Origin of the sequence: Gordonia sp. SID5947, from assembly GCF_009862785.1 — a bacterium.
Taxonomy (GTDB): Bacteria; Actinomycetota; Actinomycetes; order Mycobacteriales; family Mycobacteriaceae; genus Gordonia.
Genome location: NZ_WWHU01000001.1, coordinates 219,272 through 235,062, shown reverse-complemented (window position 1 = coordinate 235,062; position 15,791 = coordinate 219,272). Strand labels below are relative to the sequence as shown.

14 protein-coding genes and 1 pseudogene are annotated in these 15,791 nt (G+C 68.3%); 5 read left to right on the top strand and 10 right to left on the bottom strand.

From position 1 onward, the window contains the following. Nucleotides 1-32: 32 nt before the first annotated feature. Complete coding sequence (gatB, locus tag GTV32_RS01140) at nt 33-1,535, bottom strand: Asp-tRNA(Asn)/Glu-tRNA(Gln) amidotransferase subunit GatB (RefSeq protein ID WP_161058597.1); 1,503 nt, start codon at nt 1,533-1,535, stop codon at nt 33-35. Between the two features lie 144 nt (nt 1,536-1,679). Between gatB and GTV32_RS01135 the strand changes: the two genes are divergently transcribed. Further along, nucleotides 1,680-1,937: a PspC domain-containing protein gene (locus GTV32_RS01135; RefSeq protein WP_161058596.1), complete on the top strand. Its 258-nt coding sequence runs from the start codon at nt 1,680-1,682 to the stop codon at nt 1,935-1,937. 3 nt (nt 1,938-1,940) lie between these two features. Here the strand turns inward: GTV32_RS01135 and GTV32_RS01130 are convergent, their stop codons facing one another. From GTV32_RS01130 to GTV32_RS01120, 3 genes are all read right to left on the bottom strand, one after another. Then, the gene (locus tag GTV32_RS01130) at nt 1,941-2,975 is read right to left on the bottom strand and encodes a 6-phosphofructokinase (RefSeq protein WP_161058595.1); all 1,035 of its coding nucleotides are present in this window, start codon (nt 2,973-2,975) and stop codon (nt 1,941-1,943) included. Between the two features lie 118 nt (nt 2,976-3,093). Next, nucleotides 3,094-3,756, bottom strand: coding sequence for a response regulator transcription factor (locus tag GTV32_RS01125; RefSeq protein ID WP_161058594.1), 663 nt, complete (start codon nt 3,754-3,756; stop codon nt 3,094-3,096). A gap of 9 nt (nt 3,757-3,765) precedes the next feature. Then, complete coding sequence (locus GTV32_RS01120) at nt 3,766-5,031, bottom strand: histidine kinase (RefSeq protein ID WP_161058593.1); 1,266 nt, start codon at nt 5,029-5,031, stop codon at nt 3,766-3,768. Nucleotides 5,032-5,253: 222 nt separating this feature from the next. Here GTV32_RS01120 and GTV32_RS01115 point away from each other — a divergent pair, with 222 nt between their 5' ends. Together GTV32_RS01115 and GTV32_RS01110 are read left to right on the top strand one after the other, a co-directional pair. After that, nucleotides 5,254-5,877 carry a hypothetical protein gene (locus GTV32_RS01115; protein ID WP_202421537.1) on the top strand — a complete coding sequence of 208 codons (624 nt, stop codon included), beginning with the start codon at nt 5,254-5,256 and terminating at the stop codon, nt 5,875-5,877. Then, nucleotides 5,874-7,115: an alpha/beta-hydrolase family protein gene (locus GTV32_RS01110; RefSeq protein ID WP_161058592.1), complete on the top strand. Its 1,242-nt coding sequence runs from the start codon at nt 5,874-5,876 to the stop codon at nt 7,113-7,115. The genes GTV32_RS01115 and GTV32_RS01110 overlap by 4 nt, the downstream gene beginning before the upstream one ends. A 3-nt stretch (nt 7,116-7,118) precedes the next feature. On the opposite strand, the gene gatA is transcribed toward GTV32_RS01110, so the two are convergent. Next, a complete protein-coding gene (gatA, locus tag GTV32_RS01105) occupies nt 7,119-8,609 on the bottom strand; it encodes an Asp-tRNA(Asn)/Glu-tRNA(Gln) amidotransferase subunit GatA (protein ID WP_161058591.1) in 1,491 nt (496 codons plus the stop codon). Next, nucleotides 8,606-8,920 (bottom strand): Asp-tRNA(Asn)/Glu-tRNA(Gln) amidotransferase subunit GatC, encoded by a 315-nt coding sequence (gene gatC / locus GTV32_RS01100; RefSeq protein ID WP_161058590.1) that lies wholly within the window; start codon nt 8,918-8,920, stop codon nt 8,606-8,608. The genes gatA and gatC overlap by 4 nt, the downstream gene beginning before the upstream one ends. A 154-nt stretch (nt 8,921-9,074) precedes the next feature. Between gatC and GTV32_RS01095 the strand changes: the two genes are divergently transcribed. After that, a complete protein-coding gene (locus GTV32_RS01095) occupies nt 9,075-9,743 on the top strand; it encodes an amino acid-binding protein (protein ID WP_161058589.1) in 669 nt (222 codons plus the stop codon). Nucleotides 9,744-9,766: 23 nt separating this feature from the next. Here GTV32_RS01095 and ligA read toward each other — a convergent pair. Further along, nucleotides 9,767-11,841, bottom strand: a pseudogene (gene ligA, locus GTV32_RS01090) (NAD-dependent DNA ligase LigA). Between the two features lie 63 nt (nt 11,842-11,904). On the opposite strand from ligA, the gene GTV32_RS01085 reads away from it, so the two are divergent. Beyond that, complete coding sequence (locus GTV32_RS01085; protein WP_161058588.1) at nt 11,905-12,294, top strand: MmcQ/YjbR family DNA-binding protein; 390 nt, start codon at nt 11,905-11,907, stop codon at nt 12,292-12,294. Between the two features lie 63 nt (nt 12,295-12,357). Here the strand turns inward: GTV32_RS01085 and GTV32_RS01080 are convergent, their stop codons facing one another. From GTV32_RS01080 to GTV32_RS01070, 3 genes are read right to left on the bottom strand one after another with little or no spacing between them, the layout of a single operon-like run. Next, nucleotides 12,358-13,377, bottom strand: coding sequence for a vitamin-B12 independent methionine synthase (locus GTV32_RS01080; protein ID WP_343287172.1), 1,020 nt, complete (start codon nt 13,375-13,377; stop codon nt 12,358-12,360). 10 nt (nt 13,378-13,387) lie between these two features. After that, the gene (gene mnmA, locus GTV32_RS01075; protein WP_161058587.1) at nt 13,388-14,533 is read right to left on the bottom strand and encodes a tRNA 2-thiouridine(34) synthase MnmA; all 1,146 of its coding nucleotides are present in this window, start codon (nt 14,531-14,533) and stop codon (nt 13,388-13,390) included. Then, nucleotides 14,533-15,735, bottom strand: coding sequence for a cysteine desulfurase family protein (locus GTV32_RS01070; RefSeq protein ID WP_202421536.1), 1,203 nt, complete (start codon nt 15,733-15,735; stop codon nt 14,533-14,535). Before GTV32_RS01070 ends, mnmA begins: the two co-directional genes overlap by 1 nt. Nucleotides 15,736-15,791 lie beyond the last annotated feature (56 nt).

Here is a 15,791-nt window from a genome sequence, read left to right as displayed (position 1 = left end):
CGTCCATCGCGGATGTGCAGACCACGACATCGTCAGGAGCAGGCGGCGATCACGAGCTCCTTCACACGCGCCGGATCGGCCTGACCACGGGTGGCCTTCATGACGTCACCGACGATCTTCCCGGCCGCCTGTACCTTGCCGCCACGGATCTTGTCGGCGATGTCGGGATTGGCGGCCAGCGCCTCGTCGACCGCCTTTTGGAGTGCTGAGTCGTCGCGGACCACCTCGAGCCCGCGATCGGCGACGACCTGCTCCGGCTCGCCCTCGCCGTCGAGCACCGCCACCACGACCTGCTGAGCGAGCTTGTTGGTCAGCTTGCCCGCGTCGACCAGGCCGATGACGGTCGCCACCTGGGCCGGCGAGATCGACAGCTCGGCGAGTTCGACAGCCCGGGTGTTGGCCTGCTGTGCAAGGAACGAGACCCACCACCCGCGGGCGGCCTCCGGGCTCGCCCCCGCTTCGACGGTCTCGATGATGAGGTCCACGGCTCCGACGTTGACGAGATCACGCATCACCTCGTCGGAGACTCCCCACTCCTGTTGAATCCGCGCGCGCCGCACCCACGGCATCTCCGGCAGAGTGGTGCTCAGCTCCTTGATCCATGACGGATCCGGTTGCACCGGAGGCAGATCGGGCTCCGGGAAGTAGCGATAGTCCTCGGCGGTCTCCTTACGGCGGCCCGCCGACGTGGTGCCGTCCACCTCGTGGAAATGCCGGGTCTCCTGCACGATCTCACCTCCTGCCTCGAGAATCGCCGCCTGACGGCGCATCTCGTGGCGCACGGCGATCTCGACGCTCTTGAGTGAGTTCACATTCTTGGTCTCGGTACGAGTGCCGAACTGTCCCGCGTCCTTACGCATCAACGACACGTTGGCGTCGCAGCGCAGCGACCCCTGATCCATCCGCACATCGGACACCCCGAGCGCCTTGAGCAGATCGCGCAGGGCCGACACGTATGCCCGGGCCACCTCGGGTGCCCGCTCGCCCGCTCCGACGATGGGTTTGGTCACGATCTCGACCAACGGGACGCCTGCGCGGTTGTAGTCCAGCAACGAATGGCTGGCCCCGTGGATACGGCCGGAGCCTCCGACATGCAGTGACTTGCCGGTGTCCTCCTCCATGTGCGCGCGTTCGATCTCGACGCGCCAGGGCGTGCCGTCGGGGAGGAGGACCTCCAGGTACCCCTCATAGGCGATCGGCTCGTCGTACTGGGAGATCTGATAGTTCTTCGGCTGATCCGGATAGAAGTAGTTCTTCCGCGCGAACACACTCGATGGCCGGATCGAACAGTTCAGCGCCAAACCGATCCGGATCGCCGACTCGATGGCCTTCAGGTTGGCCACCGGCAGCGCGCCGGGCAGACCGATGCACACGGGACACACCTGGGTGTTGGGATCGGCGCCGAATGTGGTCGGGCAGCCGCAGAACATCTTGGTCACGGTCCCGAGTTCCACGTGCACCTCGAGGCCCATGACCGGATCGAAATCCGCGATGACCTGGTCGTAGTCGAGCAGTTCAGTGGCAGCGGCAGTCATGGCGTCCATCTTATTGCTCCGTCGAACCCGGGACCGCCTGGGTCGGTGAACGCGCGCGTCGGAACGGGGGTCGAGGTCAGGGTCATCCCCGATGCCGGCAGGTGCCGGCGTGCGTAGCGTCGGGATCACCAGAAAGGAAACCCGATGACCACTCCCGAACCTGCCACCACCCGACTGATGCGGTCTCGCGACGACGCCTGGCTCGGCGGGGTGTGCGGTGGCATCGCCCAGCGCTTCGGCTGGGACGCCACGCTCATCCGCGTCCTGTTCGTCGCGTCGGTCTTGCTGCCCGGACCCCAGGTGCTGCTGTACATCGTGCTCTGGCTCGTCATCCCTCGCGAGCCGGTCGCCCAGCTACCTGCGACGGCGGCCCCGATCAGCTACCCGCCCTCGACCCTCTGACCGTCACCCGAAGATGACGCGGATCTCCTGATACTGGGCGGACGGCACCGCCTTCTCGTTGGCGAGGGCATCGGCGAAGTCGACGTGCACGATGTCGGTGCCGCGGAGCGCGACCATCTTGCCCCAGCCCTTGTCGGCGCAGAGATCGGTGACCGCCATGCCGAGTCGGGTCGCCAGCACGCGGTCAAAGGCGGTCGGAACGCCGCCCCGCTGGATGTGGCCGAGCACCGTGGACCGGGTCTCGATTCCGGTGCGTTCCTGGATCAGAGGTGCCAGCACCTCGCCGATGCCGCCCAAACGGGGCCGGTTGAAGCCGTCGAGACCCTTGTCGGAGTAGGCCTGATCCATATCGGGCAGCTTGAACCCCTCCGCGACCACCACCATCGGTGCACGTCCACGGTTCTTGACACTGGTCACCCACGCACAGACCTGGTCGAGACTCTCCGGCTGCTCCGGGATCAGGATCGCGTGCGCACCGCCCGCGATGCCCGAATAGAGGGCGATCCACCCCGCATGACGGCCCATCACCTCCAAGACCATGCAGCGCTTGTGGGAGTTGCCGGTCGTGCGGAGGCGGTCGATGGCCTCGGTGGCGATCTCCACCGCGGTGTTGAAGCCGAAGGTGTAGTCGGTCGCATCGAGGTCGTTGTCGATCGTCTTCGGTACCCCGACGATGTTGATGCCGTCCTCGTAGAGCCTCTTCGATGCCGACGCGGTGCCCTCACCCCCGATCGCGATGACGCCGTCGATGCCTAGGTTCTTCAGCACCTTCTTGATGGCGTCCGGTCCACCGTCGGGTTCCTGATACGGACCGAAACGACTGGTGCCCAGGATCGTTCCGCCCTCGTGCGAAAGACCACGGACATGAGCGCGGTCCAATTCGAGGATGTCGCCGTAGACGAGGCCGTGCCAACCGTCCTTGAAGCCGACGAACTCATGGCCATAGACGGTTTCACCCTTGAGCACCGCACCGCGGATCACCGCGTTCAGTCCGGGACAGTCGCCGCCGCTGGTGAGAATGCCGAACCTCTTGGCCATACCCGGGGACCTCCATGCCGACCGACGTCATGCGTACGTCACTCAATCTAGTGGGCGCGCCGATCATCCGCCGGACGTCGTATGTCCCCGGCGCTGCGTCCGCCGGAAGGCGGGTTCGTCACTTGAGCCCGTTCTCGTAGGCGAACACCACCGCTTGTGCCCGGTCGCGCAGGCCCAGTTTGCCCAGCACGCTGCTGACATGCGTCTTCACCGTCTGCTCGGAGACAAACAGGTCACCGGCGATCTCGCCGTTCGACTTGCCGTCCGAGACCAGTTCCAGGACCTCTCGCTCTCGCGGCGTGAGGTGTTCGACGGCGGCGTTGCGCGGCGCCCGCGCCCGGCGTGAGGTCACCTCCGCGATGAGTCGTCGGGTGATCGAGGGCGCGAGCAAGGCCTCGCCCGCCGCGACCACACGCACCGCCCGTACCAGTTCGTCGGCCGGGGCGTCTTTGAGCATGAAACCCGACGCACCGATGCGCAACGCCTCGTAGACGTAGTCGTCGATGTCGAAAGTGGTCAACATGAGCACGCGGGTGGGGGTCCCGTCGGTGGGCCGCGATGCGGATCGCAGGATCTCCTCGGCGGCGCGTAGGCCGTCTTTTCGCGGCATCCGGACATCCATCAGGACCACGTCCGGCCGCACGCGCGCACAGAGTTCGACGGCTTCCACGCCGTCGGCGGCGTCGCCGAGAACCGAGATGTCGGATTGCGCGGCGAGCAGGGCGGAGAAACCCTGACGCACCATCGCCTGGTCGTCGACGACCACCACGGTGAGAGCCACAGACCGAGCCTATGCGCTCGCATGGAACGTCGACGCACTGACACCGACGGTCTGCCCACCGTGATCGGGAATGACAGCGCGGACCACGAAGCCCCCGTCGTCGGTGGGCTCGGTGGTCAGAACTCCTCCTACCGCGGCGGCTCGTTCGATCATGCCGGGGATCCCGGTGCCCGGGCCGGGAAGGCGGACCGGTTCCGACGTCGGTACGGAATTGCGTACCTCGATCTCGGTGGTCCCGTCACCGACGGGTGCGATCCGCACCTCGATCCGGGCGCCCGGTGCGTGTCGGGTGGCGTTGGCCAGACTCTCCTGCACGATGCGGTAGATGACCAGGCTGGACGCCTCACCGATGCTGTTCGGTTCGACCGAGGCGGACAGGTCGACGACGGCGCCCGTCATCCTCGTCTGCATCACCAACCCGCCGAGGTCACCGAGGCCAGGGTTCGGCGTCGACAGCACTTCGCCGTCCGTGCGGAGCACACCGAGCAACTGACGCACCTCGTCGAGGGATGTACGTGCGGATACCGCGATCGCCTCGAACTCCGCCGCGGCCTCGTCGCTCACGTCCGCGAGTCGGTACCGCGCGGTCTGCGCCATCACCACGACCACCGACATCCGGTGTGCCACAACATCATGGAGGTCCCGCGCAATTCGCGTCCGTTCTTGCAGGATCGCCTTCTGGGATTCCACGAGCTGCGTCTGTTCGGCACTCTCGGCGAGCTGGCGGCGCGAGCGGGTGAGAAAGCGCATCAGGGCAACCACCACCGCGAGGAACGTGAGACCGAACACCCATCCGGCCCGGGCCCCCGGCGGCGCCGCGATCGCGAAGACGATGGCGGTGCAGACCCAGATGACGGGAATCCATCGCAACGAACAACGGACGTAAGCGAAGAACGTCAGTACCAGCAACGCGATCAGGTGGGTCACCTGAATCGACCACTGCCACCCGTCGACGGTCGGCACCAGGATGCCGATCATCTGTGCCGACACCACCGAGACGGCCCATCCGATCAGCGGCGCCGACCACGCGAGCGCCACCGGGAAGGCCGCGAATGCCGCGACCACCGGCATCGCATAGGGCGGCACCGAGTGGGTGATCGGCAGCGTCGGCCACGAAACCGAGTAGAGGACCACGGCGGCCGCGAGGAAGAACCAGTTGGCGCGCGACGCGAAGTACCGGCGGACCGCCGGGTCCTGGGCGGCCGGCAGACCCCGGATCTCACGCACCGCCGCCGTCCCGGCAGTGCCGATCAACGACTTCGTTCGTCGGAACATTCTCATCACCTCGACTGTCCACGGTAGGCGGCCCGACCTCGCACGTCCTCATACTCGAGAGGGATTGCCTCCTCCCCCATCCGGGGCAGGGTCTTCCATCGGTGCCCGACCATGCGACGGTGACTTATTCACCGTTAAGGCCGATGTGGCATAGTGCCGTGGATTCGTAACTTCGACGCCATGAGAAAACACAGAAACGACCGGCCCCCAGGGCGCCGGAGCTTGGTCATCCTCATTCTCATCGCCGCGGCCACAACGATTCTGGGCCTCGGCTTCGGAGCGTCGGACGCGCGGTCGTCGTCGGAAACCGGCGCGCCGGGCACCGCTCGGACGAACTTCCCACCCACGCCCGCCGATCTGGCCACACCGGCGGGTCGATTGGTGTGGGACCTCACATCCGGTCACCCCGATCGCGCCGCCCGCGAGTTGCCGAAGCAGTTCACCGCGGATCTCGGTTACCGGCCGCAGATCGTCGCCGGCTATCCGGTCAATCCGAGGGGCGGTTGTTCCTCCCCGGTGACCCTCCCGCGCAGGTTCGAAGTCCTGTGCCGGTCCCACGATTTCGGTTACGACGTACTGCGATTCGCCGCGGAGACCGGGCATCCACTGGGCGGATGGGCCCGCCTGCGCCTGGACCAGATGCTCGTCGACCGGATGCACGCGTCCTGCACCTCGCCGTTCTGTGATGCCGCCGCCACCGCGACCGAGCTCGGGCTCCGCCTCAACACCTGGCGCCAGTACGACGGACCGCCCACCGCGGTCGAGTCCGCCACACAGATCGTGTCGTCCGGGGTCGGACGCGGGTGGGCCGACCTCCTCGACCGACGAGCCGATACCGAGCGATGATCGCGCCCGCACCCCCATCCGGGCCGGTGCGGTACCCACGACGAGCCACCATCTTCTCCCCTCCCCATCCCGCCGTGTCGATCGCGGCGTCACTGGGCGCGGTGATTGCGCTCTGGCCGTGTGGGCTCCCCCGGTCCGGGATCATCTCGGGCATCCTCACCGCACTGTGTGTGGGAATCGCAACGACCGCAGCACTTGTGGCCACCCGGCGACGCACCGTGCGTCCCGCGGCGGCCGTCGCCGCCGTCGCCGGAGCGGCCGGTGTCCTGGTCTGCATGGCTCTGGTCAGCCTGTCGTGGCAGAACGCGCTCCGCACCGACCTGGGTGCACCGTTGGTCGGCGTGAGCTGGCTGGGCGCAGCCGTGGCCCCTGCCACCCTGCTTTTCACGGCCATCGTGTCGCTGCCCCGGATCACCGCGATGATCGGTGCCACGGTGGTGGCGGTGGCCGCGGGATACCTCCCCGCGGCGCAGGCGGATCCACCGTCACCGCCCCGCACTCCGACCGGTGTGATCTACGGCGTCGACGACGGTGCATCGCTCCCCGATCGCAGTCGAGATCTCGCAGATCGGTGGGTGCTCGCGGGAGGGCTCGACCTCCGGGCCGTGGTGATCGCCGTGCCGACCGGTTCCGGGTGGGTCGATGCCAGCGCGGTGGCGGGTTACACAAACCGATTCGCCGGAGATGTCGCGATTCTCGCCGGTCAGTACGCCCAGGTGCCGTCGTGGCGGGCCTTCGTCGGTGACCGCTCGGCAGCCGGCCGGAACGCGATCGCGCTACTCGACGAAGTGATCGGACGCACCGAGTCGCGGCCGCCGAACCGACGGCCACAGATCTATCTCTACGGACAGAGCCTGGGCGCCATCGGCGCCGAGGACGCCCGGGTCTGGGCCGGCGCGCATCGGCCTGGTGCGGTCACCGAGACGTTGCTTGCCGGGGTTCCCGGCGATGCCGTCGGCGACCAGCCCGGGCCAGGCGCTCGGCGGGTCGTGCTCACGAACGCATCCGATCCGATCCCGCGGTGGGCGCCGTCCCTGATCTGGCGCCCGTCCCGGCAACCGCAGGGCACGGTCGTCATCGGCCGGCCCGTCCGTCACCCGCCGTGGCTACCGCTGGTCGGCTTCCTCCAGACGAGCACCGACCTGCTCGGCTCGCTCGACGGCGCTCCGGGCGTGGGACATCGATACGGTCAGGAGCAGTCGTCGAGTATGTCCACGACGTCTGAGGGGTCCGGGTGACCGTCAGCTCACGGGCCCGCGGGCGGCCTCGTAGGCGCCACCCACGCGGTAGAGCCGGTCGTCGGCGAGCGCCGGCGCCATGATCTGCAGGCCCACCGGCATCCCGTCGTCGGCGGAGAGCCCCGACGGCACCGACATCGCACCGACACCGGCCAGGTTCACCGGCAACGTGCAGAGATCGAACAGATACATCGCCAGCGGGTCATCGACCTTCTCGCCCAGGTCGAATGCCGTCGTCGGGGTGGTCGGCGACACCAGCACGTCGACCTTCTCGAAGGCCTCGGCGAAATCACGGGCGATCAGGGTCCGCACCTTCTGGGCCTGGCCGTAGTAGGCGTCGTAGTACCCGGACGACAGCGCGTAGGTGCCGATCATGATGCGGCGCTTGACCTCCGGACCGAAACCCTGGTCGCGGGTCAACGCCATGACCTCTTCGGCACTGTGCTTGCCGTCGTCGCCGACCCTGAGCCCGTAGCGCATGGCGTCGAAACGCGCGAGATTCGACGACACCTCCGACGGCAGGATCAGGTAGTAGGCACCGAGCGCGTAGCTGAAGTGCGGGCACGACACCTCGACGACCTCGGCGCCACGGTCGGTGAGCACTTGCAGGGCCGCCCGGAACGAGTCCAGCACGCCCGCTTGGTAGCCCTCGCCCTGGAGTTCGGTGACCACACCGATCTTGACGCCCGAAAGATCTTGCTGCGCACCGAACTCGGCTGCCGCGACCACATCTGGCACGGGCGCGTCGATCGACGTCGAGTCACGCTTGTCGTGTCCGGCGATCACGGCGTGCAACAGCGCCGTGTCGAGCACGGTCCGCCCACAGGGGCCACCCTGGTCGAGCGACGACGCGCAGGCCACGAGTCCGTAGCGCGACACGGTCCCGTAGGTCGGCTTCACGCCGACCGTGGCGGTGACCGCGGCCGGCTGGCGGATCGAGCCGCCGGTGTCGGTGCCGATGGCCAGGGGTGCCTGATACGACGCGAGCGCCGCCGCACTGCCCCCACCGGATCCTCCCGGGATCTTGTCGGTGTTCCAGGGGTTTCTGGTGACCTGATAGGCCGAGTTCTCCGTCGAACTGCCCATCGCGAACTCGTCCATGTTGGTCTTGCCGAGAATCGGCATACCGGCGCCGCGGAGTCGCTCTGTGACGGCCGCATCGTACGGGGAGACCCAGCCTTCGAGGATTCTCGATCCGCACGTGGTGGGCGCGTCGACAGTGGTGAACACGTCCTTCAGCGCGATCGGGACGCCGGCGAGCGGCGACGGCGCGTCGCCCGCCGCGATGGCGTCATCGGCCGCCTTGGCCGCGACCAGTGCCTCTGCACCGCTGATGTGCAGAAAGGCGCCGAGTCGATCGTCGATCTCGGCGATCCGGTCCAGGTGGGCCTGGGTGACCTCGACCGAGGACAGCTCGCGGGTGCCGATCTTCTCGGCGAGATCGGCAGCCGAGAGGCCGGTGATCTCCCCTGCGGCCCGTGATGCGTCGGTCACTGTTCCTCCCCCAGGATCTGCGGGACCGCGAACCGGTCCTGTTCCACGGCCGGTGCGCCCGACAATGCCTGCTCGGTGGTCAGGCAGGGCGTCTCCACATCCGGACGGAGCACATTTGCCAACGCGGCCGGGTGCGCCGTACCCGGCACGTCGTCGGCGGCCACCTCGGACACCTGGGCGACGTGCGCCAGGATCGAATCGAGCTGCGTCGCGTACTGGTCGAGTTCGTCGTCGGTCAGCGCGAGCCGGGACAGCCGAGCCAGATGCGCGACCTCCTCCCGAGAGATCGCCGACCCTGATCCGCTGGACATGCCAGGTCCTTTCGCCGTGTCGTGCGTGGTCCGCCCACCAGCCTATGGGAACGGCGCCACGGAGCCGTAGCCGCGGTGTCGCGCCCTGCCGTCCGCCGACACCGCGACCGGTGCCGGGCGCCTCACCGCACGCGTGTGCGCCGGTGGTGCGACAATGGCGGGCGTGTCTTACCTGCTGCGGGTGTACCTCCAGGACCGGCCGGGCAGTCTCGGACTGCTCGCGGTCCAGTTGGGTTCGGTGGGAGCCGACATCCTCTCGCTCGAGGTGGTGGAACGCGGCGACGGATATGCCGTCGACGACCTCGTGGTCGAGGTGTCCCCTGGCTCTCTGCCCGACGCCCTGATCACGGCCGCCGAGAAGGTCAAGGGTGTCCGTGTGGACTCGATCCGCCCCTACTCGGGTGTCCTCGACACCCATCGGGAACTCGAACTCGTGGACCAGGTCGCGACGGTCGGCCGCGACCGTCTGCAGGTTCTCGTCGACAACGCACCGCGCGTGTTGCGCGTCTCGTGGGCCATGGTGGTGACGGGTGCCAGTGGCGGTGTCCTGCAATTGTTCGGCAGTTCCGGCGCTCCGGAGACCCCGCTGACCCATGTCGACTGGTTGCCGTTGCGCGACGCCGCACAGCTCGACGGCGAAGGCGATTGGGTTCCCGATGCGTGGAAGGAGATGGACACCCGCATGGCGGCGGCCCCACTCGGCAACGGGGACAAGGCGATTCTGCTCGGCCGCATCGGTGGTCCCGATTTCCGCCCGTCGGAGGTGGCTCGTCTCGGCTATCTCGCCGGGATCGTGGGCACGGTGCTGCGCGCGGACAGTTGACCGGCGACGGGCGGCCTCACCGGTCAGTCCTGACCCGGATCTCCCGTCTCGAGAAGACGCTTGAAACCGTCCTCGTCGAGGACCGGCACCCCCAACTGTTCGGCCTTGGCCGCCTTGCTGCCGGGTGAATCACCGACCACCACGAAGTCGGTCTTCTTGGACACCGACCCCGACGCCTTGCCGCCACGCACCAAGATCGCCTCCTTGGCACCGTCACGCGAGAAGTCTTCCAGGGAACCGGTCACCACAACCGTCTTGCCCTCCAGGGTCCGGGCGATCGACGAGTCACGCTCGTCCTCCATGGAAACGCCTGCGGCACGCCACTTCTCGACCACATCCCGGTGCCAGTCGACGGCGAACCAGTCCCTGATGCTCTGCGCGAGGGTGGCGCCGAGCCCCTCGACCTCGGCCAGCTCGTCGGCGCTCGCCTCCTCGATCGCCTGCAGGGATCCGAACTCGGTGGCCAACGCGCGGGCCGCGGTGGGCCCGACGTGCCTGATGGAGAGGCCGACCAGGACCCGCCAGAGCGGAACCTTCTTGGCGTTCTCGAGATTCGCTATCAACCGCTTTCCGTTGGCGGACAGGGATCCCGACTTGGTCGTGAAGAGGTCGGTTCGGACGAGATCGTCGGCGGTCAGTCCGAACAGGTCGCCCTCGTTGGTGATCACACCGGATGTCAGCAGCGCGGTGGCGGCCTCGTAACCGAGGGCCTCGATGTCGAAGGAACCGCGGCCGGCCAGGTGGAACAGTCGTTCACGCAGCTGCGCCGGGCAGGATTCCGTGTTGGGACAACGGATGTCGGCGTCGCTGTCCTTCTCCGGCCGGAGTTCGGTACCGCACTCGGGCAGTGCGTCGGCATGGCGAACTCGCGTTCGCTCCCGTCGCGGACGTCCACGACCGGACCGAGGACCTCGGGAATCACGTCACCGGCCTTGCGGATGGTGACGGTGTCGCCGATCAGCACGCCCTTGCGTTTGACCTCGGACTCGTTGTGCAGCGTCGCGCGGGACACCGTCGACCCGGCGACCAGAACCGGCTCCATGAACGCGAAGGGTGTCACACGTCCGGTGCGTCCCACCCCGACCTTGATGTCGAGGAGTTTGGTGGTCGCCTCCTCGGGCGGATACTTGTACGCGATGGCCCACCGCGGAGCCCGCGACGTCGCACCCAGCCTGCGCTGGAACGTGACGTCGTCGACCTTGACGACGATTCCGTCGATCTCGTGCTCGACGTCGTGCCGGTGCTCGCCCCAGTAGGCGATCTTGTCGAGGATCTGCGCGGCACCGTCGAGTTTGGTGGTGTGGTCGGACACCGGCAGTCCCCACGCGCCGAGCGCCAGGTAGGCGTCATGCAGCGACGCCGGTCGCCACCCTTCGGTGTGGCCGATCCCGTGACAGATCATCCGCAGCCTGCGTCGAGCCGTCACCTGGGGGTTCTTCTGGCGCAGCGACCCCGCAGCGGAGTTACGCGGATTCGCGAACGGGGGCTTGCCGTCTGCCACCAGGGAGGCGTTGAGTGCCGCGAAGTCCTCCCCGCGGAAGAACACCTCTCCGCGGACCTCCAGCACGTGCGGGATCGGGAAGTCGTCGGATGCGGTGAGCCGGTTCGGGATGTCGTCGATGGTGCGCGCATTGAGGGTGACATCCTCCCCGGTGCGGCCGTCGCCGCGGGTGACGGCACGCGTGAGCGTGCCGTCGGTGTAGACGAGCGCCAGGGCGACGCCGTCGATCTTGAGTTCACAGAGGAAGTCGACCCCGGCGCCCGTCTCCGCCTGCACCCGGTCGACCCAGGCACGCATCTCGTCGGAATCGAAGACGTTGTCGAGCGACAACATCCGCTCGAGGTGGTCGACCGGGGTGAACGCGGTGGAGAATCCTCCGCCGACGAGTTTGGTCGGCGAGTCGGGGGTCGCCAGTTCCGGGTGCGCGTCCTCGAGTTCTTGCAGCTTGCGGAGCAGCCGGTCGAACTCGCCATCGGAGACGATCGGCGCGTCCTTGACGTAGTACCGGAACTGGTGATCGCGGATCTCGTCGGCGAGCGCGGTCCACTCCTCGCGCAGGTCGCCGCTCTGATCGGTGGTACCGACTTCTTCTGCCACGACATCGAGCCTATCGGAGCAGACCGACACCACCGCGCTGCCGACCCGCCCTATCCTGGGTCCATGCCGCACCCGATCATGTTCGACGACGCGGATCCCGTCCTCGCCCGCGTACGGGGGATCGCCTTGGCCCTACCCGATACCACCGAGGTGATCGCCCACGGCCGGCCGACATTCCGGTGCGGCAAGATGTTCGGCAACTACGGCGGCAGCGTCAAGGCCACCAAGGTGCGCCACGACCGGTCCCTCCTGTTCATCCCGGAGGAGTCCGAACGTCCGGCACTGCTCGACGACCCGCGGTTCTTCTTGCCCGCGTATCTGGGACCGTACGGATGGCTGGGCCTGGTCCTCGACGAGACATCGGACTGGACAGAGGTCGGCGAACTACTCGACGCCAGCTACCGACAGATCGCACCCAAGCGATCGATCGCCAAGCTGTCGACGCCGGACTGAAGGCGGGTGCAGACCTGCGCCGAACGGGCGTCGGGCGCAGTCGGGCCTTCGGTGGGGCGGGGCCTACAGCGCTGTCGGATCTGCTGCCAGCAACTCGCCGGCGGCCGCGCAGAGGCCGAGCGCAGTCCTCGCCCACGCCGGAGTGGCGCCGGACAGACCGCAGGTCGGGCTGACGATCACATTCTGCGACAACACTTTCCGGTCAAGACCGATCCGGTCGGTCAGCGCCGCGAGCCGCGTGGCGACGATCTCCGCGCGTAGATCCCGGTCGCCCAGGGTGGGCACCACCCCGGCCACCAGCACGTCACCACGGTCGATCAGCGAGCCGATGCCGTCGAGGTCCGCGGTGGTGGGCGAGGTCACGTCGAGCGACCAGGCGACGCCCCGGAGACGGTCGATGAGATCCCAGCGCGGCGCCGCACAGCTGTGCACGATCGTCGGACGGCCGATCTGCTCGACCACCCCCCGCAGGGACTCGGCGACGTCGGCCACCGGCACGGCAGGAATGGTGTCGAAACGCGTCAGGGGCCGGACCGCTCCGTCGATGACCTGCCCGATCATCGGCTCGTCGAGCTGCACCACCACGTCGGCCCCCAGCCGCCGGGTGACATCGCCGACGAGTTCGCGCAACCCCTCCGCCGTGGAGGCCACCACGTCGTGCCACGCTCCGCGGTCGCGCAACACCTTGTGTCCGGCACGCAGTTCCACCGAGGCCGACACCGTGAAGGGACCGCAGACCTGGATCTTGAACGGACGCCGTGTCCCGCGGAAACCTGCTGTGTCCCAGAGTTCTTCGACGGCGTCGAGATCGGCGCGCAGAAAGTCCCGCGAGCGGCGCGAGATCGCCGACCCGCGAGCCGCGAGCCGGTAGCCCCAGGTCCCGGCATCCATCGGCAGATCGACGAGGACAGCCGCCATCCGACCGATCATGTCGGCGCCGGCACCCCGGTTCGGTAGTTCGACGAGGTGGGCGAGGTCCAGTTCGCCGTTGATGACCGCGGCAGCCTCACGCGGGTCGGTTCCCGGCATCGAACCGATGCCGGTTCCGACGCCGCCGCGCAGCGCGGGTTCCGGTTGACTCACGCGGCGACGCTCACGCGCCCGGACCGGTCGCGACCCGGGCGTGACGCGCACCCGAGGCGGGATCAGAATCTGTCGTCAGGATGCGTCCGGATCCCAGCACGAGGTCGCCGTGCCGTGAGTCCGGCCGATACAGCACTGCGGCCTGCCCTCTGGCGACCCCGGTCAGCGGTGTCGACAGGGCGATCTCGATGACCGGCTGACCGTCGCGGACGGCGGGTGTCGCGACGACCGGCGCCAGGCCGCCATGCGCACGGACCTGCACCATCGCCTCGAACGGCCCGGTCGGCGCGGTCCCGGCGGTCCAGACCGGGCGATGTGCGGTGATCGACCAGACGTCGAGGTGAGCCGCCGAGCCGACTGTGACGGTCCCCGACTCCGGGTCGATCTCTGTCACATATCGGGGCCTGCCGTCGGCGGCCGGCGCCTCGATGCCGAGACCCTTGCGCTGGCCGATCGTGAAGCCGTGGACGCCGTCGTGTTCGGCGAGCCGGTCTCCGGTGTCGGCGTCGACCACCGCACCCGGCCGGATGCCGATGTTGGCACCGAGAAACGCGCGGGTGTCGCCGGTCGGGATGAAGCAGATGTCGTGCGAGTCGGGCTTCTCGGCGACCGCGAGTCCGCGTCGTGCGGCCTCCGCGCGGATCTCGCCCTTCGGGGTGTCACCCACCGGGAACATCGCGCGCGACAGCTGGTCGGCGGTGAGCACGGCGAGCACGTAGGACTGATCCTTGTCCTCGTCGACCGCGCGGCGCAGTTCGCCGTCGTCGAGCCGGGCGTAGTGGCCGGTCGCGAGCGCATCGAAGCCGAGTGCCGTGGCCTTTTGCGCGAGCGCGGCAAACTTGATCTTCTCGTTGCAGGTCAGACACGGATTCGGTGTCTCGCCCGCGGCATACGCGTCGACGAACTCGTCGATCACGTCGTCTTTGAACCGGTCGGCGAAATCCCAGACGTAGAAAGGGATTCCGAGGAGATCGGCGACCCGGCGGGCATCCGAGGCATCCTCGCGCGAACAGCAGCCGCGTGATCCGGTACGCAAGGCCCCGGGGGCGGTCGACAGGGCGAGATGCACCCCGACGACGTCGTGTCCGGCGTCTACCGCGCGGGCCGCGGCCACCGACGAATCGACTCCCCCGCTCATCGCTGCCAATACTCGCATCAGCGTCCCTTCCCGGTCGGTGACGAGACGAGCCCCGCGGCGCGTGCCCGGTCGACGACCTGACCGATCACCTCGGCGACCGCGTCGACATCGGCCGCCGTGGAACTCGGCGCCAGAGAGAACCGCAGCGAACCGCGGGCCGTCGAGACGTCGAGTCCCATCGCCAGCAGGACATGACTCGCCTGGGCCACCCCCGCGGTGCAGGCGGACCCCGTGGAGCACTCGACGCCGTTGGCGTCGAGCAGCATCAGCAGGGAGTCGCCCTCGCATCCGTCGAAGGAGACATGGACGTTACCGGGCAGCCGCCGGTCGTCGCGGGGCCCGTTGACGGTCGTGTCCGGTACGTCGAGGAGAGTGTCGAACAGCCGGTCCCGGAGTTCGACGACGTGTTCGGTGGCGGCCGGCATGTGCTCGACGGACAGTCGCAGCGCGGTCGCCATGCCGACGGCCCCTGCCACGTCCTGGGTGCCCGACCGGACGTCGCGCTCGTGGCCGCCGCCGTGCAGCAGTGGCACGCACTCGACGTCGCGGCGCAGGAGCAGCGCGCCGACTCCCTGCGGCCCACCGAACTTGTGCGCTGCCAGGCTGAGCGCCGAAAGCCCGCTCGACCCGAAATCGACCGGGATGTGGCCGACGGCCTGGATCGCGTCCGAATGCACGGGGATCCCGAACTCGGCACCCACGGCCGCGATCTCGGCGATCGGCTCGATTGTCCCGACTTCGTTGTTGGCCCACATCATCGAGATCACCGCGGTCTCGTCGGCGTGCGCCTCCAGTTCGGCCCGCAACCACGCCGGTGACACGAAGCCCTCGGCGTCGACCGGGGCGATCACCAGTTCGGCGCCGGCGGCATCGGCAAGCCAGGTGGCCGGGTCGAGCACCGCATGATGCTCGACGGCCGACACGACGACCCGCCGCCGCTCGGGGTGCTCTCGACGGCGTGCGGCGTAGATGCCCTTGAGCGCGAGATTGTCGGACTCGGTCCCACCGCCGGTGAAGATCACCTCGGAGGGGCGTGCGCCCACCGAAGCGGCGATCGACTCCCGCGCCTCTTCCAGCCTGCGGCGGGCCCAGCGACCCGAACCGTGCAACGACGACGCGTTGCCCGGCTGCGCGAAGACAGCGGTCATCGCCTCGACGGCGTCGGGCAGCATCGCTGTCGACGCAGCATGGTCGAGGTAGACCGGGGCTCGAGAAGGCATGGACATGACGTTGCAAGGATAAACGCGCGAAGACCGCCGACCAATTCCCGCGGATC

Excerpts from the sequence above, each read along its gene's own strand:
- gatB (WP_161058597.1), bottom strand. The coding sequence starts at position 1,535 with ATGACTGCCGCTGCCACTGAACTGCTCGACTACGACCAGGTCATCGCG.
- GTV32_RS01135 (WP_161058596.1), top strand. The coding sequence starts at position 1,680 with ATGACCACTCCCGAACCTGCCACCACCCGACTGATGCGGTCTCGCGAC.
- GTV32_RS01130 (WP_161058595.1), bottom strand. The coding sequence starts at position 2,975 with ATGGCCAAGAGGTTCGGCATTCTCACCAGCGGCGGCGACTGTCCCGGA.
- GTV32_RS01120 (WP_161058593.1), bottom strand. The coding sequence starts at position 5,031 with ATGTTCCGACGAACGAAGTCGTTGATCGGCACTGCCGGGACGGCGGCG.
- GTV32_RS01110 (WP_161058592.1), top strand. The coding sequence starts at position 5,874 with ATGATCGCGCCCGCACCCCCATCCGGGCCGGTGCGGTACCCACGACGA.
- gatC (WP_161058590.1), bottom strand. The coding sequence starts at position 8,920 with ATGTCCAGCGGATCAGGGTCGGCGATCTCTCGGGAGGAGGTCGCGCAT.
- GTV32_RS01095 (WP_161058589.1), top strand. The coding sequence starts at position 9,075 with ATGGCGGGCGTGTCTTACCTGCTGCGGGTGTACCTCCAGGACCGGCCG.
- GTV32_RS01085 (WP_161058588.1), top strand. The coding sequence starts at position 11,905 with ATGCCGCACCCGATCATGTTCGACGACGCGGATCCCGTCCTCGCCCGC.
- mnmA (WP_161058587.1), bottom strand. The coding sequence starts at position 14,533 with ATGCGAGTATTGGCAGCGATGAGCGGGGGAGTCGATTCGTCGGTGGCC.
- GTV32_RS01070 (WP_202421536.1), bottom strand. The coding sequence starts at position 15,735 with ATGCCTTCTCGAGCCCCGGTCTACCTCGACCATGCTGCGTCGACAGCG.